The sequence below is a fragment of the uncultured Lactobacillus sp. genome (genome assembly GCF_902491705.1).
In the GTDB taxonomy this organism is placed as follows: Bacteria; Bacillota; Bacilli; order Lactobacillales; family Lactobacillaceae; genus Lactobacillus.
Window position 1 is genome coordinate 28,344 of sequence record NZ_CABUIW010000005.1, and the last position, 22,329, is coordinate 50,672.

Below are 22,329 nucleotides of genomic sequence, written 5' to 3' on the forward strand. Positions count from 1 at the left end.
TCAAAACCCTTGTAACTACTTCTATCTAAAGTAATTACAAGGGTTTATTTTTTATAAATTCAATTCATATGCCAAACGTTCTGGCTCCAATTTATCATCAACTTTAATAATACCGCGATACTTAAAGCCATTTCCTGTTGCAAGGGCCTGCATTGGTTTGTTCAAGCGGTGGGTATCAACGCGGAAGTTTCTAACGCCACTTGCATACTTCAAGCTAATAATGTTAGACATGAAAATTTTGCTCAGGCCCTGTCCTTGATAATTTGCGCTCAAGCAGATCCGATGAATTGTCGTATAAAGATCTGTATCGTTGTGCCATTCACCATCAATATCTCGATAAGTTGGCTCTATGCCAGTAATAGCAGCAGTATAGCCAGCCACCTTATCTCCTGCAACTAAGACATAAGCATTCTTATTTTGAATATCATTTAGGATAACTTCTTCATTTGGATAGCCACTTTGCCACTGCGTACTTCCCGATTTTTTCAAAAAAGCCTTAGCATCATCAATAATCGCCATGATTTCTGTTAGATCATCTTTTTTAGCTAATCTAGTGTATTTTTGCATTCTTTAATCCTTTTATTAAACAAAAACGAATTTGCATTTTTCTGCAAATTCGTATTTTTTATGGATTATTTTTTCATATAAGGCTTAATGATGTCAAGCAGCTCTTTTAAAGCTTCCCAATCTGTCATCTCTTGTACTGAGAAAGGCTTGCCAGGTTCTGCAGGTGTACCATTGTCCAAGAACAAGTAGGCATATCCTTTAAAAACGTCGATATTTACACCGAAGCCATTAGCACTTGTGTTAGTTTGGCGAAGCATCAATGCTGGATAACCTAACTTATCCTTTAAGTGGTGATATACACTCCAATTTTCTGATTCTTTGACGCTTTGCTCAATTTTTTGAACAATTTCTTTATCTTCCATTTTTGTCTTCCTTTTCTTTTATACGCCAAAATAATTTTTTCTTCTATAATTATCATACCATTACTAAGAATTATTAGCTGGTTCTGTAACTTATTTTTTATTGACAAAATTAAATTATGATGATAAATTAATTGCAATAATTAAAAAATTTTGATGGATAGAGTAACTAAAACCCCTTCTTTCAGAGAATTGCTGGTTGGTGTGAAGCAAGAAGAAGCTTTTGGTGAAAATGAGTTCAGAATGATTTTATTGGTGATATTTAGCCAGTAACGGGGTTGCGCTCGTTAACAACGCAAGCTATTGTTGGATAGCTCTGAGGTTATTTGCGCAAGCAAGTGACGAATAAAGGTGGTAACGCGATGCACTCGTCCTTTTTGGGATGAGTGCTTTTTTTATTTTCACGGGAGGAAAACATATGAGAAAGAGAAGACGTAGAAATGAGATAATCCTTGGAATCTTTGCCCTATTTATTTTGGTTGCCGGTTACTTTAGCTTCTTTTACACGCCGAAAAGTCGTGGCCCTCAAGTAGTTAAAGTGGGTATCGTTGGCGCTAACAAAGGCGACATCGCTATTTGGAAGAGTGTTGCACAAACCGTTAAAGAAAAATACGGCGTGATCGTTAAAACGACTAGCTTCGATGGTTACGATCAACCAGACAAAGCATTGAAATCTGGCGACGTGCAGCTTAACGCATTCCAGCATTATGCCTTCTTAAATGCCTGGAACAAGTCTAACCACGGTGGAATCAGTCCAATCGGCAAAACTTACATTGCCCCAATTCGTCTTTATAGTAAAAAATACCATCATTTAAGAGACTTGCCTGATGGTGCTACTATTGTTGTTCCTAGCGATTCAACTAATGAATCTCGTGCTTTATTTGTTTTGAAAAATGCTGGTTTAATTAAACTAAAGCCTGGTAAAATCTTGGTTTCAGTTGCCGACATCACCAGCAATCCTAACCACTATAAGATTAAGGAAGTTGCTTCTGAACAAACTAGCCGCGTGATCAATGATGTTGATGCAGCTGTAGTCAATAATGACTTTGCAGGTCCTGCTGGCTTAGGCGACAAGCAAACGATCTATGTCGAACCTCTTAACAAAGATTCAGAACAATGGATCAACATTATTTGTGCTCGCACTAAGGATAAAAATAAGAAGATCTACCGCGAGATTGTTAAGGCTTACCAAACAAAGAAGACTAAGCAAATCTACAAGAAATACTATGGCAACAAGCAAATTGCCGCTTGGGACGTAAAATTAAAATAAGAAAAGGTGATCTACTCGATCACCTTTTTTGCTAGAACAAACTAGTCATGTATTCACTGATTGCTTGTTGTTGCATTTCTGCCCAACTAGTAAATTTGGTTTCTTTTTTAACAAAATTATCTACCACATTTGGTGCCATCTTTTCAATTGCAGTAAAGTCCTTAGCACCTAAGTTTTTCAAAAAGAAATCGATTGTTGTAAAACTCGTATTCTTTTGCATAAAGCGTGGATTGAACAAATCCTGGTAAGAAACGGCTTGTTGACCACCCTTTTCTTCAGCTACTTTTTCCAAGTTTTGCTTTAATTCTTTCTTTTCATCAGTCATATACTCTGCCCTCATTTCTATTAGTAGTTTAATCCTAAACATAATTGCTATTATTTTCAATCTTTACTTATCAATTCTCCATTATTCGTTATAATGATAAACGAGAAATATACATAGGGGATTTTTACAATGGAGAATCGTTATAAGAGTGTTTTTGATATCATCGGACCGGTCATGGTAGGACCATCAAGTTCACACACTGCAGGTGCCGTTGCCATTGGCCGAGAAGGTAATCGATTGTTCGGCGGTGTACCTAAAAAGGTCACTGTTCATTATTATGGCTCTTTTGCTCAAACGCACCGCGGCCACGGCACTGACTATGCTATTGCCGCAGGAATCTTGGGCTTTAATACCGATGACTTGCGCGTACCCCGTGCACCAGAAATTGCTCGTCAGCGCGGAGTTGATATTCGCTTCGTTGAAGAAGAAGGCGAAAGTCCAATCGGTCACCCTAATACCGCGATTTTAGACATGTCAAACGATCAGAAAAAAGCACAATTATCAGGTTGCTCCATCGGTGGTGGCGCCATTGAAGTGCGCGACATCGTTTTAAATGGCATTAATATCACGCCATCTGGTTCTTTACCTATCGTTATTTTTGTTGACTACGAACGCAAGCTAAATCATGAAATGTCGCTAACAGATTTTTTAAAAAGAAAAGCTCCTTTTAAGCAAAAGCGGATCTATAAATCTCAAGCTTGTTATATTTATGAATATGACATCAAGAACTACTTTAAGCCAGCTTTAACTGGTGAAATGCGTAAAAAATATCCTAACATTATTTGTTTATAAGATAGGAAGATATTATGTATAACCATATTAAAGAAATTGTTGCAGACTCTGAAAAAACAGGCAAACCTATCTCTGAATTAATTATTGAACAAGAATGTAAGTTGTCAGGCATGCCTCGCGAAAAGGTCTGGAACAAGATGAAATACAATTTATCAACGATGCGAGATGCAGTTAAAAAAGGCCGTAGTGGTAAAGGCGTCTTCTCCAGTACTGGTCTTACCGGTGGTGAAGCCGTTAAAATTAAGAAGTATCGTGAAAAGGGCCACACCCTTTCTGGCGACACAATCATGACAGCAGTGCAAAATGCGGTTGCCACTAACGAGGTCAATGCGGCAATGGGCGTTATCTGCGCAACGCCAACTGCCGGCTCATCTGGCACTTTACCTGGCGTACTATTTTTATTAGAAAAGCGGATTGATCTAACTGAAGATCAAATGATTCGCTTCTTATTTACTGCAGGCGGCTTCGGCATGGTGATTGCTAACAATGCAGAAATTGCTGGTGCTACTGGCGGCTGCCAAGCCGAAGTTGGTAGTGCCTCCGCAATGGGTGCAGCCGCAGCAGTTGAAGCAGCTGGCGGAACAGCTGAACAAAGTGCGCAAGCTTTGTCGATTGCCATGTCTAATTTATTAGGGCTTGTTTGTGATCCAATTGCAGGATTAGTTGAAGTACCATGCGTTAAAAGAAATGTGATTGGTGCTGGTAATGCGTTGATTGCAGCAGATATGGCTCTTGCGGGATGCACCAGCGTAATTCCAGCTGACGAATGTATTGATGCTATGAAAAAAGTTGGTCATCAAATGCCAGCATCCCTACGCGAAACAGGAATCGGCGGCTTAGCTGGTACACCAACTGGTCAAGCAATTAAAGCAAAGATTTTTGGTGAGGATGCATAATGCGAGATAGCGAAACAATCAAAAATGACATTATCAACCATCTAGCTCAAGTCATCGACCCTGAATTAAATGTTGACGTGGTCAATCTTGGACTAATTTATGGTATCGATTTAGATAAAGATGGAATCTGCCTAATTAATATGACGCTAACTACTCCAGCTTGCCCATTAACTGGTGTTTTAATCGATTTGATCACCAAAGAAGTCAAAAAAGTAGAAGAAGTTAAAAATGTGGATGTTGAATTTGTCTGGTATCCCGTTTGGACACCAGACAGAATGAGTGATGCAGCTAAAGAATATTTTGGCTATGAGAAAAAGGATTAATTAAGGGAGAAATATGGATTTTTGCTATCAAATTGGGATTTTTATTGGTTTCTTTTTCATCGGTCTTTCTCTTCGAATCTTTAAGGGATGCCGGAAAAGTGGCTACCCTTCTAACATGACGAACTTTGCTTTTTCGATGTTGATCTCAATGATGGGCGTTTTTATTGTGGTTGCCAGCCTTGCCGCAATTCAGCCCCACAACTGGTACACAAGCAGTGCAATTTGGAAGATGCTTGTTACAGGCAATTTAATGTAATCAAAAAACTCTCAACTATTTCAGTTGAGAGCTTTTTTATGCTTTAAATTTATTTTTAGTATTTTTGTAAGTTAACTACAATTCTATCGCCTAAGTAGTCTGGGAACTTGTTACCTTGTGTTGCCATACCTGGCTTAGCTTCAAAGGCAACTCCAGCACCGACAGTTCTATTAGTCTTGTTCAAAAGTGACTTCTTGTGAGCCCAGTTTGAAGCGGCATCGTGATAGATAAATTGATCAAGCAATGCTTTAGCAGCTTGTTCAGGTGTAGTTGAAAGTTGAATACTGTTCAAACCAATATCTTCTTCATATGAAGTCATCTTACCGTTAGGACGAACGTGTGAGAACTTCTTAACAGCTTCTTTAGCACGCATTTCTGCGTAAGCCTTTAATTTTGGCTTAACAGTTAACTTCTTCAAGCCTCTTTGACTTCTCATTTCATTTAATTGAGTAATAAATGATGAAGCAACTTGATCTGCATATTTCTTGTTAGCTAAACCCATTAAGCCACTCTTGTTAGATGAAGTAGTTTCTTGAGTAGTTGCGGCAGTAGTATCAGTATTTGCAGTTTCTTTTGGAGCTACTACCTTTGATGCATTGGCAACCTTAATATATTTGCCAGAGCCTAAATTATAGTATCTCTTGCCATGAATCTTCTTGATACCATATGCAGTAAGAGTTCTGCCATTCTTTAAAGCGGCACCCTTTTTCTTACCACTTACGTTGTACACTACAGAATTATGATTCAACTTAATCTTGTAGCTGCTTGCAGCATTTACAACTTGTGGTTGAGATTCAAGACTAGCAGTACCTGCAAAAAGCATTGCGGCACTTAAACCAACACCCATTGTCATCTTGATCAATTTTTTGTTCATTTGTAATCCCCCAATAATTAGTACAAAACATTAATCGTCCTTATTATATAACAACTGGTATGTTTAGGCGCTAGCAATTTAAAAAAATTTTTACTTAGCATAGCCAACTTTGTACCAAACACTGTTAGAATCTGCTGGTTTAAGTGAATAGTTAACCAATTTGCTATTTACAGCCTTAATTGAATATGAATTTGTAAGTGGCACAATATAAGCTTCATCATTCATGTATTGTTGCCACTTGTGGAAGGCATTAACTCTGTATTTGTGGTTAAAGGCCTTAGTTGAATCAATTTCATCAAGCAATTTGTTGTTTTCCTTAGTGGCAAATCTTGAATCGTTCATTGGGTTGGTCTCACTGTATAAACCTCTTGGTGAAGGCTCAGTTGATAATGACCAAGCAGCCATAAACATGTCGATTCCCTTGTCATCATGATCTAGCTTGTCATAGAAAGAGTTAAATTCCATTAATCTACCGCCAGCCAAGCTTACGTGCAAACCAATCTTCTTCCATTGTTGGATGTAATTTTGAACAATTGGCTCTTGAACAGCACTACCACTCATTGCAGCAAAGTGAATATTAAGTGGCTTGCCGTTAGGTTGAACTCTCCATTTACCCTTCTTCTTGTAGCCAGCTTTATCAAGTAATTCATTAGCTTTCTTCAAGTTGTATGGGAAGCCCTTAGCATTTTTATCAAAGTAGTCACCAAATTGTTCTGGAATCAAAGTTGGTACTCTGAAGGTCAAACCTTGAGTGTATCTCTTTTCAACTTGATTAATGTTCATGGCATAAGCCATTGCTTGCCGCAAGGACTTATTGTTCATCTTAGAATTCTTGTCCATGACGTTCTTGCCATTCTCCCATTTACCAACTTTGAAGCCTAAGTAGCTGTAAGCCAAAGGAATTTGAGCGATAAAGTTAGTGTCTTTGGCATCCTTAACTGATTGCCATTGTGAGTTTACAACGTCAGCAATATCGAACTTGTGGCTCTTAATTGCTTGTGAAGCAGAATTAGTTGAAACAACTTGAGCTACAATCTTACTTAATTTTGGTGTACCTCTCCAGTAGTACTTATTTGGTACCCAGGTTACTGATTGACCTCTTACGACCTTACTTACCTTATATGGACCAAAGAAAAGCGGATCTTTTCTGATTTGATCACAAGAAACTAACTTGCTAAATGGAACGTCCTTCAAGTAGTGGTAAGGTGAGGCAGTTTCAATGAAGTAGTCGTTACCTGATTGAAGCATCCCCGGTTTCATCGCAATAAAGTGAATGACGATAGTTCTACCATTTTCACCATCAGGATAAGTAATTCCAGAAATCGTCTTAGCCTTGCCTTCATGGTAAGCTTTCATCCCAGCAATATTAGCCAATGAATCTGAATATCTCAAGCTGTTAGTTGCCTTATTAGCAGTCATTTCATATGGATATTCAAGGTCTTTAGCAACAACTTGCTTGCCATCTGACCACTTAACACCCTTTTTAACGGTAATCGTGACAGTTTTAGCTTTCTTATCAAGTTTAAAAGTAGCTGGACCTTTATTAGTAATCTTGTAACTATTGTCGGTATCAAATAAAGCTTCATTACCAAATTGCATTACATCAGTGTCAACTTGATCAACTGATAATTGACTATCAAAAATACCCTTAAAAGGAGTATCGGTTTCAATCGCATAATTCAAAGTACCACCCTTTTTGGCAGTCTTTTGAGGTGTTTGTTCTGGGAACTTCTTAGCACTCTTAGTTGCATCCTTATTGCTTTGACCACATGCAGCCAAACTTAATGCTGCACCAATAATTAAACTTGCTGAACTGACTAACTTCATTGCTTTCATAATTTCTAACTCTTTCTCTTTAACAAAAAAAGACCCACATCCCAATTAGGGATGTGAGTCCTTGCTTAATAATCGTTTAATTAATTATTTAACAAAAATCGCCGCACACCATAATTTAGGATCACAAAATAAACCATCATTTTGGTGGCGGCGTCGTAATTCTACTGTTGATACGCTTTGTGATTCTAACATGATATGTAGCTCCTTTCTTAAATAAATTTAATATTATACTAATCTCACTCACATGATTTGTCAACAAGAAATTTAAAAAATATCCTTCAAAAATTCTTATTTAATCATAAGCTGTATTATTTGTTTAAAAAAAGAATACCACCTACAATATAGTCATAGGAGTAAAGTAAGGGCTTTCAAGAATTAAATGAGAGGTTTTTATTATGACCGAAAATATAACAAACAATGTTGTCCTTAATCAAACTACCGACCCTAGAGTTAACAAAAATGTTCTTTGGTTCGATGAGTTGCATCGCTCAGATGTAGCTTTAGTTGGTGGTAAATCATCATCACTTGGTGAAATGACTTCTGCCACTAATATTCCAGTACCATATGGATTTGCTACAACTGCACATGCATATCGTTATTTCTTAAATTCAACTGGTTTAAGCGATAAAGTCAGTGCTTTATTAAATGAAATCAAGGATTATGAAAACTCGGATGAATTACATCGTGTTTGTTCACAAATCCGTGAAATCATGACTTCAACTCCAATGCCAGAAGATTTGGCTAATGATATTAAATCATCATATCAAAAATTAGCCGAAAAGATGCACAGAAATAATCCATTTGTCGCAGTACGTTCATCTGCTACTGCTGAAGATTTACCAAATGCATCATTTGCTGGTCAACAAGATACATACTTGAATGTTCGCGGAGCTGATGACGTCGTTGAAAAAGTAAAGGAATGTTACGCATCCCTCTTTACTGACCGTGCAACTTACTATCGTCACAAGGCAAAGTTCCCATACCAAAAAGTTGCCTTATCTGCAGCAATTCAAATGCAAGTCTTCTCCAAGGCTTCAGGAATTATGTTCACTGTTGATGTTTCAAATGGTAATGACAACAATATTGTCATTGATTCTATTTGGGGCTTAGGTGAATATATTGTCTCCGGCAAAGTAACGCCAGACCACTTTGTTGTTGACAAAAAGAGCCTTGAAATTGTTTCCAAAGCTATCACAACTAAGAAGATTGAATTAATCAGAGAACCTAATGGTGGTGTTCACCAAATTGATGTCCCTGAAGATAAACAGCAAGAAGCTTCATTGACTGATCAACAAGTTATCGAACTTGCTGGTTATGCAAAAGCAATTGAAAAGCACTATGGTTGCTACATGGATATGGAATGGGCAGTAGACAGCAGAACTAACAAAGTATGGCTTGTGCAAGCTCGTCCTGAAACTGTTTGGTCACAACGCAATAAGAATAAGCAAAAAGAAGTTAAAGAAGAATCTTCAAGTACAAATGCTTCAGATGCAGAAGTACTTTTAAGAGGTTTAACTGCAGCTCCTGGCCTTGCTTCTGGTAGAGTTCACATAATCGATGATCCAAAGGACATTGATGAATTCAAGAAAGGCGAAATCTTAGTTACTCTAATGACTTCACCTGACTGGGTTCCAGCTATGCAAAAAGCTAACGCCATTATCACTAATAACGGTGGTATGACTTGTCACGCAGCTATCGTTTCTCGTGAAATGCAAATTCCATGTATTGTAGGTACGACTAGTCACGGCGTTAAAGCAACTGAAGTTCTTAAAGACGGTGAAATGATCACAGTCGATGCTAAAAACGGTGTTGTTTACAAAGGCGATATTGTTAATGCCTTGAAGCCAAAGAAGCAAGAATCTCAAGCTTCTACTGGTCAAATTGTCCAAGCTGAATACTTCCCACCTACAGCAACCAGAGTCATGATGAACTTAGGTGACCCTGATTTAGCTGAAAAATATGCTAGTCTTCCAGCTGACGGTATCGGATTAATGCGTGAAGAATTCTTGTGGACTTCATACATTCATGAGCACCCACTTTACTTAATTGAATCTGGTCACCCAGAAAAAGTTGTTAACGAATTAGCTAGCGGTATCGGTAAAGTTGCTCGTGCTATGTCACCTCGTCCAGTAGTCTTAAGATTCTCAGACTTCAAGTCTGGTGAATACCGTAACTTAAAGGGTGGCGACAAGTATGAGCCTCATGAATCAGCTGACCTTCTTGGCTGGCGTGGTGCTTCAAGATACTACGATCCTAAATACATTAATGCCTTCAAGCTTGAAATCAAGGCTATTAAGAAAGTTCGCGAAGAATACGGTTTGACTAACGTTAATGTTATGATTCCATTCTGCAGAACTGTCGAAGAAGCTAAGAAAGTTACTGACATCATGGCAGAAGAAGGCTTAAGAAGAAGCGAAAACTTCAAGATTTACATGATGGCAGAAATTCCTTCAAACATTATTTTGGCTGATCAATTCAACCAATATGTTGACGGCTACTCCATCGGTTCAAACGACTTAACAATGCTTATCTTGGGCTGTGACAGAAACAACGATACTGTTGCTCACTTGTTCGACGAGCGCAACTTAGCAGTTAAGCGTGCAATTCGTCACTTAATTAAGGTTGCTCATAAAGATGGCAAGACAGTTTCAATCTGTGGTCAAGCTCCTTCTGAATACCCAGAATTCACTCAATTCTTAGTTCAAAGCGGCATTGACTATGTATCTGTAAACCCAGATATGGTAAAGCAAACCAAATTGAATGTTGCTCACTATGAACAAAGAATCCTTTTAGACAAAGCAACTGGTAGAGGATTACAAGACACTACTGATTACACTTGGTAAAATCAATTAAATAAAATGGATCGACCAAATCTGGCCGATCCATTTTTTATTTTCTGACGGAAATTGTTAAAATCTTGCGATTGGTAAACTTATCATTTCGCTCAAACTTTTCCATCAATTCGGATAAATCAGGGCTAATCTGATCAAGTCTCTCCTTGTTTAATGGACGCTTGATATTGATACTGCTTCTTTGCCAATCATTATCATCATTAGAATTCTCGCTCCATGGCAAATCAATTGTCTCACTTGTTCCATCTTCAAAATATAACGTTACATTAACAATATCATTATGTGCATACAGTCGCTCACCTAATGGCTCCTGCATATTAGTAAGATTCTGATTAGCTAATTCATAATCCAATTTGATGAAAAATCTCTTTGCTACAAGATTGCCAGAGAAAACCATGGCACCATCTTCAAAATGCTGTTCACCTATTTGGTGCAACCCAGTAAATTTCATATCTTCAATTGCGTCACTTGGTACTTCGCCAACTTCTACGTTTTCAAAAGCAAATTCAATTTTACTTAGCTTCTTTTGTACCATGTTATCCACCTCGATTATGAAATACCTATTTCAAATTATTTCTTCTGATGCTTATATACTTTGTGAGGTTTTCTTGTCTTGTTAATGCCCCAAATAATTGCGACGGCGGCGATGATTAAAACTGCACCACTAATTACTATTGTTGGCCAAGCAGAAGTTTTTTGCTTAGTTTTATTTTGGTCTGATTTAGTCTGAGTAGCAGATTTCTTTGACTTTTTAGGCTTAGTAGAAGATTGAGATTGATCTTCTGATGAGTTTTCATCTTGATCTGAACTTTGCTTAGATGAAGAACTGGCGCTACTTTGAGAGTTTTGCTTATTATTTGAAGCTTGGCTATTATTGCTTGATTGATGATTTGTGTGGTGATTATTTTGATTAGTATTTGAATCTGGAATGCCATAAGTCTTTTTATAAGCTTCAGAAGATTTTTTCACCACATAAACCTTCATATCAGTAATTCCACTTGGATTCGTCCAGTCAACGGGAATCATCGATGGCGGATTACTGATATAACCATACCCATCAATTTGCGGAAAACTGTAAAATTGGAACATTCGATGCGGACTATCAGTGTAGCCAGTCTCTATATCAAGCAAATATCGTCCTAAAAATTGACCATTTTCTTGATCATAAACATTAGCATAGAGCTTTTGCACACTAACTGCATGGTTAGTATTAGTTGTAGTTGTTTGATTAGTATTTTCATCAGCTAAAACAGTAGTTGTCGTTGAAATCGGCATAGCTAAAGCTGCTATGATCATTGCACTAATAATCTTTTTATTATTTCTTAGCATGATAATCCCTTCTTTTCAAAGGATTGAAAGCATTTTATTCTTTCACTTATATTTTATCGCGAAAAGGCAAATAAAAAAATTGCCATCTATGATGACAATTTCTCTATTCATTACTTCATTTCAGGACTATCAACATAAGACATTTCTGACCAAGCACCTGGCTTTGTGTGCAACGATCTAATACTTTCAGCACCTGGCAATGGATTGCCTACCTTTTCAGCAGAAAAGTTATCGATCATCCCTTGAGTCATACCATTCTTCTTAGTCTGGTCAATGGTAATCTTATCAACTATCTCATCTTCATGACCAGTCAAAATCTTCTCTGCAAATAATGGATCAATGATATTTTCTCTGCCGACAGCAACCAAGTCAGTATACTTCATTGCATCCCTAGCTTTTTCTGGGCTATTAACGCCGCCAACGATAATCTCCTTAGTGCCTTCGCCAAGAACTGGTCTGAATAATTCAGCAAAAGTCTTGTCGCTATCCTTAGGCTTTTGATTATATGCTGGCAAGGACAAGTGAATATAGTCTAGATCAAACTTATCAGTAATTGCCTTAATCAGTTGCGTTGACTCATGCCAAGTATAGCCAACATTATCTGGATTGATTTCTTCAGGACTAATTCTATAGCCTACGATAAAGTCCTTTGGTGCATACTTCTTAACTGCATTCATTACTGATTCAACTACTGCAAGTGGGAAGTTCATTCTCTTCTCAAGGCTGCCGCCCCAATGATCAGTACGGTGGTTTGAATATACGGAGAAAAATTGTTGGATCAAGTAGTGGTTAGCACCGTGGATTTCAACACCGTCAAAGCCAGCTTCAACTGCACGCTTAACAGCATCTCCGAAGTCACGCACTACCTTTTGAATTTGTTCATCACTATATTCATGAACCTTATATGGCAAAAATGGAAAATCCATTGCGCTTGGTGCATAAACAGGCTTGCCGTAAAGGGCTACGCGGCCACTTGCTTCACGACCAGTGTCAGCAATCTGCATAATTGCTTTATTGCCACTACTCTTCATTGCAGAAGCAACTTTCTTCAATTGCGGAATAAATTTGTCATCGTAAACAGCAAGTTGCGTACGATCTTTAGCCCAAGAAATTGCAGGACCACCTTCAGGACTGACGTAGATATATTCAGTAATAATCATGCCGCCGGACTTGGAGTGGTGCTTATAGTAATTAATTGTATCGCTACTTGCCTCGCCTTCAATACCGCTGTTGGTCAACATTGGCGGTTGAACGAAGCGATTAGCAATAGTTGCACCGTGTTTAAAAGTCAAAGAATCATTTAATTCAGCCATCTTAATTCTCCTTACTTTTTATCAGTTAAATCAATTTCATTATAGCACTTATTTTATGTAAGTGAACTATCTTGTTATGAAAAAAGCCAGCATATTGTACTGACTTCATTACTTAACCGGAATACGGATAACTGTCTTCAAGTTTTCAACTTTGGTTCTTCTTGGATCTGACAAATATATTTCATGATGGCGACGAGCATCTGAGTAATCTGGTGTCAATCCGTTTTGCTCAGCAAATTTTTTCATCTTCTCGATCGTAGCTGGCTCATCGTCATAAGAGCCCACATGCATTACCTGCACGCATTTTCCTTCTTCCAAAGTAATCAATTCTACTTCAGAAAAATCACCATCTTTTTTCTTACTTGCTTCTTCAATTGCCCAATCAAAAACTTCTTGAGTAACAAACTCCGGCATGCGAATCATGGAAATGAATTCAAAGTTTTCCTTGTGCGCATAATCAATGCCAGTAGTGTTTTCTTGCCACCACAGTCCTTCTAGCGGTGGAACAACAAAATCAAAGTAATCCTTGATCTGATGATCACTCTTTTTACTCATCTTGATTGTATAAGCAACTCCATAGAGCAGCTGGATGGCCTTCTTATACTCACTATCTTCTTGATTAGGATCGCCTTTACCGCGAACCGCGATGCAATTCATCTTGGGAACTTCAATAATTTCCGGCTTTTTACCAGGTTTATAGAACTGTTTTTGCTCTTTTTTAAAATCGTATGCCATAGGATTTCATCTTTCTATCTAATCGCTTTCTTTTAATTGTATCCCAGGCAAAATTTTTATAAAACAAAACTGTTTTAACATTTAAATTGATTTCACATTAACATATTAATTAATAGCATTACGTGATTTTTTACCATTATAAACATCAATAATATCTTTTGCACTAATGCCAACCATATTTTTAACTGAAGTTTTAGTATAAAAAGCTGAGTGTGGAGTAATTACAACATTTGGCATGGCAGCTAATTCTTTATAATCAGCTGGAATTTTATCTTTTTGCACCTTTAAACCAAAATAGCTGTTTTCATCAGCTAATGTATCAAGACCTGCTCCAGAAATTTCATGGTTCTTTAAAGCTGAAATTAAAGCTTGCGTATCAATTAAACCACCACGTGCACAATTGATAAGATAAGCAGAATTCTTCATTTCTTTTAATTCTTTTTCTCCTATCATATTTGTAGTAGATGGTAACAAAGGCGTATGTAAAGAAATAATATCTGATTCTTTAATTACAGTATCAAAATCAGTGTAAGTTAAAAATGGTTCATTAGCTGGATTATATACGACATCATAAGCTAAAACTTTGGCACCTAAGGCCGAGAAAATTTGTGCAACTGCTGAGCCGATATTCCCTACACCTATCAGACCAACTGTCTTGTTAAAAATCTCATCACTGATTAATTCATCTGGATATGTAAAATCACCATTTTTATCCATATTTTCACGAAATTCACCGATATGGCGAAGTAAATACATTGCCTGTGTAACTGCCATTTCAGCAATTGCGCGTGGTGAATAAACCGGAACATGTGTAACCTTTAACTTATATTTATTAGCTAAATCAATATTAATAATATCAGTACCAACAATTCGCAACCCAATGGATTTTAAGCCAAATTCATGAAGTTTCCGATAGATTTCTTCATCTTTTAATGGCACAGTTTGCTTTAAATCAATTCCTTGATAGCCTTTTACTTCATCAACATTTTCGGCCGTTAATACTCCTTCTTTAACATCAATTTTGTCATCATGTGTTTCATTCCAAGTATTGATAACATTCAATTCACTTTGACTAGCGTTAAATAATGCAATTTTCATAATAAAGTCTTCTTTCTTTAAAGAAACAATGGTAATAATAAACTAATCCAAATCAACATGATTGCTCCACCAATTCTATTGGCAATTGTCGCAAAAGGCATTAGCTCCATTCGATTAGCAGCAGTCAAAGTAGCAACCGCTCCAGATCCACCGGTATTTCCAACTTGCAATCCAATTGAAACAATAGATTCGATTGGATTGAAATGAAAGATTAAGCCAAAAATCAAAGATCCTACAACGGCACCTATTAATCCCATTACTAAAACAAATAAATTAGCTGGACTGAAATATTCTGCTACTTGAGCCAAATTTAGAGATGAAATACCTATTCCAGTAATTAATGCTGCTAATAATCCTTTTAACATAAAGTTTTCGAATAAGCCAGCATCAACACATAAATCATTTCTGGCAAAAGGACTTGCCTTAAATAAAATCACTAAAATAGCAGTCCAGGCGATCACACTAATTCGTGGAATATATTTTCCTAATATTTGTCCACATATAATGAATGCTAAGCAAACTAAAAATCCAACGCTCATTCTTATTGGCATATCTTCACGAGTAACTTTAACCTGACTTAAATCATTAGTTGAAACCATATCTTGATTTCCACTAGAACTTTTTAGCAATTGCCCATTACCAGTCCAATTCGGTTTTTTCATACCTAATTGATTCATAACTGAGCATAAAAAGACACAGAGCACATTATTAATGTTTAAAAACACCAAGAATTTTGCAGCATATGATCCAACATCATGATGGAAAAAACTTTGATAAATACTTGGTACTGCCACAATAGCTCCACTTGACCCACCAGCATAGGTTGGTAAGCCAGTCATAAATATAGATTTAAGTGGCGACCAATGTAACAACAAGCCACCTAGCCATAGAAATAAAACAATAAATAATTGCGTGCCAATAATCACTGGCAATACTCTCCATGCTGCTTTCAATAGTAATTTTTTATCCATAACTAGGATAGAGCCAACTATAACTGCCACGATATAAATATCAATAAATCCAGAAGACATAAAAGTCGAAATTGATTTGATAGTATATTTAGGTAAAAGATGAAAATATACTAGTGCTGATCCACCAAATAATGGTAGTAGAACCGCTCCACCTAACCACTTACCTATAATTGGCAAAATTCCACCAACATAGAAGAAAATTCCACCGAGTACAAAGAGAAGTGCTAATGCACCAATACTGTTTTCACCTAAAGTCCCTGTATAAGTAGCCACTAGAACTACTACAGCAATAATCAAAAAATCTATTAGCGGTAAATGTGCAATTTTAATTTTGTTTAGCTCTTTCATAAAAATCACATTTTCTATTTTTAATTAGCTAATTTTACTAGTATAATTTTACTAAAAGGTGAAAGAAGGCTTTTTAATGCACGTTACAATGAAAAAAGTTGCCCAAAATGCGGGGGTATCAGTTTCAACAGTTTCCATAATTGTTAACGGTCATCAAAAGGAACGTCACATTCCTCAAAGTACCGTCGATAAGGTTCGCAAATCAATGCAACAATTAGGCTATAAACCTAATAGAAACGCCCAACAATTACGCTCTGCTAGGCCAACTAATCTATCAATTGCACTTTGCTTTCCTCTTGATCCAAATACTGGATTAATTGAAGTTTTGCCAGCACTCATTTCTTATATTCAAAAAGAAATTGTAAGCAAGAAACTGCCTTGGAACTTAGTTATTAAACCTTTTCAAAATGATAAGGCTGATCAACTTATTAAAACCTTTAAAAAAGGTAACTATGATGCTGCTTTAATTGCGGCTGCAAGTTCTAAAGATATTCACGATCTTGAAAACTCAGATTTATTAATACCAATAGTGCTACTTAATCGAATTTCAGATAGATTATCAACTGTAGGTGTAGATCCACAATTAATTGCTCAAACAGCAATCACTTTACTTCAAGCAAAGCATATAAAAACTATTTCTGTAGTACTAGATGCTAATAATTATTCTGCTTCTAATACTAGAATGGAAGCTATTATTTCTAGAGCAAAAAAAGTTGGAATTAAAGTTTTTGCAACCTATCAATCACAATATAGTAATGAATCCGGTACAAAAGTAGCTCAACAAATGATTGCTAAAAAAGATTTTCATCCTGTTATCGCTGAATCAGACTTAACCGCAATAGGTATGGTTTATTACTTTAATCATCATAATGTTCAAATCCCTCAGCAATTAAAATTGTTAACCTTGAGTGTACTTGAGCAGAATTTCACAGCTTATCAAACACCTTCGATTTCAACTATTAGTCTTTCAACTAGTGATATTGCAAAAGAATCAATTGCAATCATTCAGAAACAATTAAACAATAAAAATATTCCGCAGCATATTCTTCTTTCGCCAGAATTACATTTAAGAGAAACCTTCAATTAACAAAGGGTAAGAACTTTGAGTTCTTACCCCTTTTATTAAGATTAAAGTTCTCCTGCCTTTTTCCAATTATCGATTTTATCCTGCATTTTTTGATCTGAATACATTGCCTCACGTGCATTAACTTGATCAAGGCCAACAATCTGATTAAATTTACTAAAAGTAATCATATGATTAATTGAATCTTTAGTAGAACCATTCTTAAGCAAATCATCGGCAATTTCTTTATCTGAATATACTTGACCATAAGTCAGAGCAGTTGGGTGAGCTGATAATGAAAAGCCTAATTTTCTTAAATCTTCAAGATCTACCAATGGAGTCTTTCCACCTTCAAGCATATTAGCAAGTAATGGAGTATCTGGAAATTCTTTAACAATACGTTTTAATTCATCAATATTCTGTGGGGCTTCAATAAAAATAATATCGGCTCCAGCTTCCTTATATAAATGTGCTCTTCTAATTGCTTCATCCAAATCATAAACGGCTCTAGCATCAGTACGTGCCATAATCATATAGTTCTTGTGCTTTCTTGCATTAAGAGCTGCTTTTAACCGGGCAACCATCTCATCTGCTGAAACAACGCTCTTATTAGCCATATGCCCACAACGCTTAGGCCACGTTTGGTCTTCAATAAAACAACCAGCTGCACCAATTGCTTCATAGCTTCTAATAGTTCTAGCAATATTTGCAGAATCACCATAACCAGTATCAGTATCACAAAATACTGGAATATTAACTGCATTAATAACTTCACGTGCTTTATTCAGCATAATACCAAAATCAGCAAATCCACGATCAGGCTCTGCCAAATCACTTGCGTTTGTTGCATAACCAGCAGCATTAATACATTCAAAACCCTCTTGTTCACAGATCTTAGCTGATAAAGCATCTGGTGCAATTGGCATTGCTACTAAGTGATTAGGTCTATGAATCATTTCATCAAAAGCTTCACGCATTCTCTCGGCTTTATTCTTCATTGTTAAATCCCCCATCCATTAAGCTAAAATATTGCTTAAACTTGTCCGTGCTTGTTCTAGTGCCTTTAAAGAAGAAGCAACTGGAATAATGAAGGCAGGTTTCAAATTTTTAGCATCATCTAAAGTCAAATTATCATCGTCTAGTTCTAGACCAACTTTATCGTAGAATGATTCTTTACTTAATTTAGTTGCTTGCTCTTTGTTAAGTCTTGCCACAACAACTTGCTTAACACCTGCTTTAAGTGCGAGCTTAATACGATCAACTAAGCCATCGTAGCCATAATTAGAAATGCCTTCTAATTTAACTAAAACCGTAACATCTGAGTCCTTACTACCATCAATTGCAGCTTCAATCTTTCCAAGCAAACTAGCATCATCATCAGAACCCGATATTTTTTCTGAATGAGATGGCCATAATTGATCATTCATCATTAAGTAATCTGCTCCAGAACGATCTAATTCAACAGCTGCATTCCACATGCTGAGTGGATTACCAAAGCCAGATTGTGCATCAGCGATGATTGATTGATCTGTTTCAATTTTTATATCACGTAAAACTTGGGCATATTCTGAAAGAGAAATTAGTCCTTCATTATCGCTACCTAATAATGCTTGAGCTACAAGACGGCCACTTAAAAAATAAGTTCTATCTTTTTGCTTAAGAGAATTAACCAAACTTGCAGTACCAACTGCTGGAACAATTCCTTTTAACATAGTTTTATCTCCTTTTTCTTTATATCTGGGAAGCGCTTTCTCTTTACACCGTTTATTATAGTATAACGTTTTACTTTGTCAAATAACTTTTAAAAAGCTGTAGTATTTCATTAGCGTTAAACACTACAATAGCAATTGATTTGCTATTAATTTTCAGTTTTTAAGATTAAGTATTACGTTATACTACATTCTCGTGTTTCTTTTAACAATAAATGCATGATTTTTTAACAAAAAAAGTCCTCGAAATTAGGAATTACCTAACTTCGAGGACTAAATTACTCATTATTCAGCAAGCTTTTTCTCCTTGGAGAATAAATCAATGGCTTTACTTCTGAATCAAATTCTTTTCTACTGATTGGTTTAATCAAATCATCATTGACATCGAAGAGCTTCAGTTGACCTTTCACATGAATCGGCTTGATCACATTGGCAAGCTCGATGTTCCAATAGTAGAGATCTTCCCATGGAAAATATTGAATGCCAGTTAGATTCACGACGCAAAGAGCATAACCAGGTGCCGCACCAGCCACCTTCTTGGCAGTTGAACACATCAGAATCGGCCCGCGATAATTCGTCTTCCATGACCTATATTCAATTTTCTTTTTGCCAGCGATCATGTCCATGATGTAGTCGCCGCGCACTGATAATGCCTTCATGTATTGCCTCCCGTGTTTTTTTAATAAAAAAAGTTAGCGATTCTGTTTTGCTAACTTTAATTATTACTTACTTTTTGTCATCATTTAGTTATTTGTTGGTAATATTTCAATTCTTTGTTCTAATATCAATTTATTTACAATATTTTCACCGTGAATATTACTTAAAGATAATCCGTATTCTGTTAATAGATTCATTAACAATTTAGTATACTTTTGTCTACTTTCAATTTCATTACTTCCTGGGTAGTAATAATATTGTAAAACAGTATTGCTATTATACATATTGTTTAAATCAAAAAGTGTTTCAAAATATGAATAGTCTGCTCTTCCTAATGAATGTCCATAAATTGTAATTAAATCAGTTCCTGTGTAATCAACTTTAGATCTAATATTATTTATATTATTGTTTAATAGCCTATATGATTTAGTAAAAGAAATTCGCAAATCATTACTATTTTTTATATCATGATTGTCGATGCCGAAAACAGGAGAAGGAATTGTATCAACAATATTTTGAGAATTCTTTGAAAAGAAATTTTTCATTGATAATTTATCATATCCAGCTACCCCATGTATATTAGTCCAGCTGTTTATATTTGCTGGTAAAAAACGTTTAGTACTTTCGTTTAATGAATAATTGAACGAAATAATATCAACTCGATCATTTTTCCCTTTATACTTTATCAACTTATTAAGCAAATCATTTGCCTTGCTAATGAATTCTTTATTATTAGAAACCTGATCATAAATATAGTTACTAAACACCTTTTCAAAAGCTAATAGCGAATGAAATAATACCTTTATTCTTTCTCGATCCCCTGATTCATCTGTATCACTCGAACCAGAAAACATTCTTACTATCTTTTCCATAGCAGTATCATGAAAAGAGTATCCTTCACCATAAGGATCTGCTGCGATAGTAATTATTTTAGAAATCATATTTTCAATATCATTCCAATTTTCCTGTTCATTATTCATGTACTTTTCAGCGAAAAGGAAAATAATATCCCATCTAGTAATATTTTCATTGTTATATTTATTTGCTACTTCTGCAAAATAATCCTTTTTTATATTTACAGATTGTTTAAGTTCATCTTCATTCGTTAAGGCTTTACGTATTTCATCATGATCCTTCTTACCAAATAGTTTTTCGAATCTATTCTTAAAAAAATCTGCATATCTACTTTTTAATCCACACGCTAAATCAAATCCATTTCCTAAAATAATAATTTGCTTCTTCATTTTAAATGCCATCCTTTTATTTAGAGACTCCTTAGAAAATTAATTTTGGCCGATTGTAAAATATATCTTTTATAATTCGGTTTCATCTTTAGAAGTTAAATCAAAAGTTTTCCAAACCTTAAATACCTTAATTAAATGATTTATAATAGCGAATAAATTATTATATAAGCCATCAGTAGTAACAAAACCAGTTAAGTATCTATTTGTTGCAAATCAAAATATCTTTCATATCTATTTTTACCCAAATTTACTAATCGACCCACAGATACAAAAAATGGCATTTCCATCAATATTGCTATTTGTTCCATTAATTGTTGTTCTACTTTTTCATTTTCTATCTGTTTTTTTATCAACGAATTTATTCTTTCAAGCTGATATTCTTTTATAATATTTTCTTTTACTTCACGTTTAAGCTTTTCAACTTGTGAACTAGACAGTCTCCATTGAAAAAAGCAAATATCGCTATAAGAATCGCAATTAATGCAAAAATTTATCCATATTAGAATTAATTTTGCTAATTAATATATTTATCAATTCATTCTTACTCATTAATCTTTATCCTATATCACTATTGAAGGTTAACATTTACAAATAATTACTTATGAATTTTCTTCATAAACATTCAATAAAAATTCACACAACGTTATACCAGAATTTAATGCTTAATACGCATGATACTTTTTTATCTTAATTGGATGAGTATGACTATGGGCATCCCCATTCCAATTTCTCATTTCATTTATTGAATCAACTATGGTATTAAGACCACTTATTAATTTTTTAGTTCGTTTGTCTGTTACCTTATCTGCTTCAATCTTATACAATTCAGCAACCTTGTTAAATTTATCTTTAAATTTACTATTTTCAGGTAATGAATCTCCTTTTTTCTTAACTCCCCATCTTAAAACCTGATCAATCATTGTTTCAGTCTTAGTTAGCGCCGATGAATAGTCTTTCCTATTTATTTCATGATCTATTTTTTTGTATTCTTTTCGTAACCAATCACTTTTATTTGATGTTAAATCAAAATTTTCAATTTTAAACTGACTTCCCTTGGGTTTTAAGGATACATTATCCCCATTTTTTACAAATCTATAATCTGTATCAAAGATTAAACCATTTATTTTATCCAACAATTTAGTTCGATAATTATCCATCATTCTAATAATTTGAGATTCTGGTAAATCAATAAAGCTTCTTATTAGGTTCCTATCTGAAAAGAAATATGATGCTAATTTATCTAACATATTATTCGCTTTACAGTAGTCTATTAATTCGTCTAAATACATTTGTCTACTAAGCGATGGTTTATCGTACTCAATTGTCAGACCAAATTCTTCCGCTAAATCACATATTTCAGGTCCACTTAAATACGGAAATTCATTTCTTTCATATGAATTTGCCTTATTTGAATAAATATCACCTGATCCTCCAATTAACATTAACTCAACTGAACTTCTTTTTAAAATATCGTATTTCTCCATATTTTCACCTATAAAGAAAAAATTTAAA

The 22,329-nt window shown here is 35.4% G+C and carries 24 protein-coding genes and 1 other annotated feature; of the genes, 7 read left to right on the forward strand and 17 right to left on the reverse strand.

The genetic code is table 11. The features are described 5' to 3' along the window. Positions 1-51: 51 nt before the first annotated feature. Positions 52-567 carry a GNAT family protein gene (locus RDN22_RS02010; protein WP_308555397.1) on the reverse strand — a complete coding sequence of 172 codons (516 nt, stop codon included), beginning with the start codon at positions 565-567 and terminating at the stop codon, positions 52-54. 65 nt (positions 568-632) lie between these two features. Further along, positions 633-929 carry a hypothetical protein gene (locus RDN22_RS02015; RefSeq protein ID WP_308555399.1) on the reverse strand — a complete coding sequence of 99 codons (297 nt, stop codon included), beginning with the start codon at positions 927-929 and terminating at the stop codon, positions 633-635. Positions 930-1,070: 141 nt separating this feature from the next. Beyond that, positions 1,071-1,305 (forward strand) — a binding site (T-box leader). A gap of 39 nt (positions 1,306-1,344) precedes the next feature. Between RDN22_RS02015 and RDN22_RS02020 the strand changes: the two genes are divergently transcribed. Continuing rightward, the gene (locus tag RDN22_RS02020) at positions 1,345-2,196 is read left to right on the forward strand and encodes a lipoprotein (protein ID WP_308555401.1); all 852 of its coding nucleotides are present in this window, start codon (positions 1,345-1,347) and stop codon (positions 2,194-2,196) included. A 31-nt stretch (positions 2,197-2,227) separates the two neighbouring features. On the opposite strand, the gene RDN22_RS02025 is transcribed toward RDN22_RS02020, so the two are convergent. Next, the gene (locus RDN22_RS02025) at positions 2,228-2,521 is read right to left on the reverse strand and encodes a hypothetical protein (RefSeq protein WP_308555403.1); all 294 of its coding nucleotides are present in this window, start codon (positions 2,519-2,521) and stop codon (positions 2,228-2,230) included. A 129-nt stretch (positions 2,522-2,650) separates the two neighbouring features. On the opposite strand from RDN22_RS02025, the gene RDN22_RS02030 reads away from it, so the two are divergent. Genes RDN22_RS02030 through RDN22_RS02045 form a run of 4 tightly spaced genes read left to right on the forward strand, consistent with a single transcriptional unit; the run spans position 2,651 to position 4,788 of the window. After that, a complete protein-coding gene (locus RDN22_RS02030) occupies positions 2,651-3,313 on the forward strand; it encodes a serine dehydratase beta chain (protein ID WP_308555405.1) in 663 nt (220 codons plus the stop codon). Positions 3,314-3,327: 14 nt separating this feature from the next. Continuing rightward, a complete protein-coding gene (sdaAA, locus tag RDN22_RS02035) occupies positions 3,328-4,209 on the forward strand; it encodes an L-serine ammonia-lyase, iron-sulfur-dependent, subunit alpha (protein WP_308555407.1) in 882 nt (293 codons plus the stop codon). Continuing rightward, positions 4,209-4,532 carry a metal-sulfur cluster assembly factor gene (locus RDN22_RS02040; protein ID WP_308555409.1) on the forward strand — a complete coding sequence of 108 codons (324 nt, stop codon included), beginning with the start codon at positions 4,209-4,211 and terminating at the stop codon, positions 4,530-4,532. The genes sdaAA and RDN22_RS02040 overlap by 1 nt, the downstream gene beginning before the upstream one ends. Before the next feature lie 13 nt (positions 4,533-4,545). Continuing rightward, on the forward strand, positions 4,546-4,788 hold the full coding sequence (locus RDN22_RS02045) for a hypothetical protein (RefSeq protein ID WP_308555411.1): 243 nt from the start codon (positions 4,546-4,548) through the stop codon (positions 4,786-4,788). Between the two features lie 55 nt (positions 4,789-4,843). On the opposite strand, the gene RDN22_RS02050 is transcribed toward RDN22_RS02045, so the two are convergent. After that, positions 4,844-5,662 carry an SLAP domain-containing protein gene (locus RDN22_RS02050; protein WP_308555413.1) on the reverse strand — a complete coding sequence of 273 codons (819 nt, stop codon included), beginning with the start codon at positions 5,660-5,662 and terminating at the stop codon, positions 4,844-4,846. Between the two features lie 90 nt (positions 5,663-5,752). Continuing rightward, a complete protein-coding gene (locus RDN22_RS02055; protein WP_308555416.1) occupies positions 5,753-7,498 on the reverse strand; it encodes an oligopeptide ABC transporter substrate-binding protein in 1,746 nt (581 codons plus the stop codon). 395 nt (positions 7,499-7,893) lie between these two features. On the opposite strand from RDN22_RS02055, the gene ppsA reads away from it, so the two are divergent. Further along, positions 7,894-10,341, forward strand: coding sequence for a phosphoenolpyruvate synthase (gene ppsA, locus RDN22_RS02060; RefSeq protein WP_308555418.1), 2,448 nt, complete (start codon positions 7,894-7,896; stop codon positions 10,339-10,341). A gap of 46 nt (positions 10,342-10,387) precedes the next feature. On the opposite strand, the gene RDN22_RS02065 is transcribed toward ppsA, so the two are convergent. The 6 genes from RDN22_RS02065 to RDN22_RS02090 all read right to left on the reverse strand — a co-directional run bounded on the left by RDN22_RS02065 (position 10,388) and on the right by RDN22_RS02090 (position 16,144). Next, a complete protein-coding gene (locus RDN22_RS02065; protein WP_308555420.1) occupies positions 10,388-10,885 on the reverse strand; it encodes a hypothetical protein in 498 nt (165 codons plus the stop codon). Between the two features lie 35 nt (positions 10,886-10,920). Next, the gene (locus RDN22_RS02070) at positions 10,921-11,679 is read right to left on the reverse strand and encodes a hypothetical protein (RefSeq protein ID WP_308555422.1); all 759 of its coding nucleotides are present in this window, start codon (positions 11,677-11,679) and stop codon (positions 10,921-10,923) included. A 110-nt stretch (positions 11,680-11,789) separates the two neighbouring features. Further along, positions 11,790-12,992 carry an NADH-dependent oxidoreductase gene (locus RDN22_RS02075; protein WP_308555424.1) on the reverse strand — a complete coding sequence of 401 codons (1,203 nt, stop codon included), beginning with the start codon at positions 12,990-12,992 and terminating at the stop codon, positions 11,790-11,792. 108 nt (positions 12,993-13,100) lie between these two features. Then, a complete protein-coding gene (locus tag RDN22_RS02080; RefSeq protein WP_308555426.1) occupies positions 13,101-13,727 on the reverse strand; it encodes a GyrI-like domain-containing protein in 627 nt (208 codons plus the stop codon). 105 nt (positions 13,728-13,832) lie between these two features. Next, positions 13,833-14,825, reverse strand: a complete 993-nt coding sequence (locus tag RDN22_RS02085) for a D-2-hydroxyacid dehydrogenase (protein ID WP_308555428.1) — start codon at positions 14,823-14,825, stop codon at positions 13,833-13,835. A gap of 17 nt (positions 14,826-14,842) precedes the next feature. Next, positions 14,843-16,144: a 2-hydroxycarboxylate transporter family protein gene (locus RDN22_RS02090; protein WP_308555430.1), complete on the reverse strand. Its 1,302-nt coding sequence runs from the start codon at positions 16,142-16,144 to the stop codon at positions 14,843-14,845. A gap of 76 nt (positions 16,145-16,220) precedes the next feature. On the opposite strand from RDN22_RS02090, the gene RDN22_RS02095 reads away from it, so the two are divergent. Then, positions 16,221-17,231, forward strand: a complete 1,011-nt coding sequence (locus RDN22_RS02095; RefSeq protein ID WP_308555432.1) for a LacI family DNA-binding transcriptional regulator — start codon at positions 16,221-16,223, stop codon at positions 17,229-17,231. A 41-nt stretch (positions 17,232-17,272) separates the two neighbouring features. Here RDN22_RS02095 and RDN22_RS02100 read toward each other — a convergent pair whose 3' ends face one another. From RDN22_RS02100 to RDN22_RS02125, 6 genes are all read right to left on the reverse strand, one after another. Then, a complete protein-coding gene (locus tag RDN22_RS02100) occupies positions 17,273-18,205 on the reverse strand; it encodes an oxaloacetate decarboxylase (protein ID WP_308555434.1) in 933 nt (310 codons plus the stop codon). 18 nt (positions 18,206-18,223) lie between these two features. Continuing rightward, positions 18,224-18,919: a hypothetical protein gene (locus RDN22_RS02105; RefSeq protein ID WP_308555436.1), complete on the reverse strand. Its 696-nt coding sequence runs from the start codon at positions 18,917-18,919 to the stop codon at positions 18,224-18,226. Positions 18,920-19,194: 275 nt separating this feature from the next. Then, positions 19,195-19,575, reverse strand: a complete 381-nt coding sequence (locus RDN22_RS02110) for an ASCH domain-containing protein (protein WP_308555438.1) — start codon at positions 19,573-19,575, stop codon at positions 19,195-19,197. 84 nt (positions 19,576-19,659) lie between these two features. Beyond that, positions 19,660-20,817, reverse strand: a complete 1,158-nt coding sequence (locus tag RDN22_RS02115; RefSeq protein ID WP_308555440.1) for an AbiH family protein — start codon at positions 20,815-20,817, stop codon at positions 19,660-19,662. 191 nt (positions 20,818-21,008) lie between these two features. After that, positions 21,009-21,170, reverse strand: coding sequence for a hypothetical protein (locus RDN22_RS02120; RefSeq protein ID WP_308555442.1), 162 nt, complete (start codon positions 21,168-21,170; stop codon positions 21,009-21,011). Positions 21,171-21,479: 309 nt separating this feature from the next. Next, positions 21,480-22,301, reverse strand: coding sequence for an abortive infection family protein (locus tag RDN22_RS02125; protein ID WP_308555444.1), 822 nt, complete (start codon positions 22,299-22,301; stop codon positions 21,480-21,482). Positions 22,302-22,329: the final 28 nt, after the last annotated feature.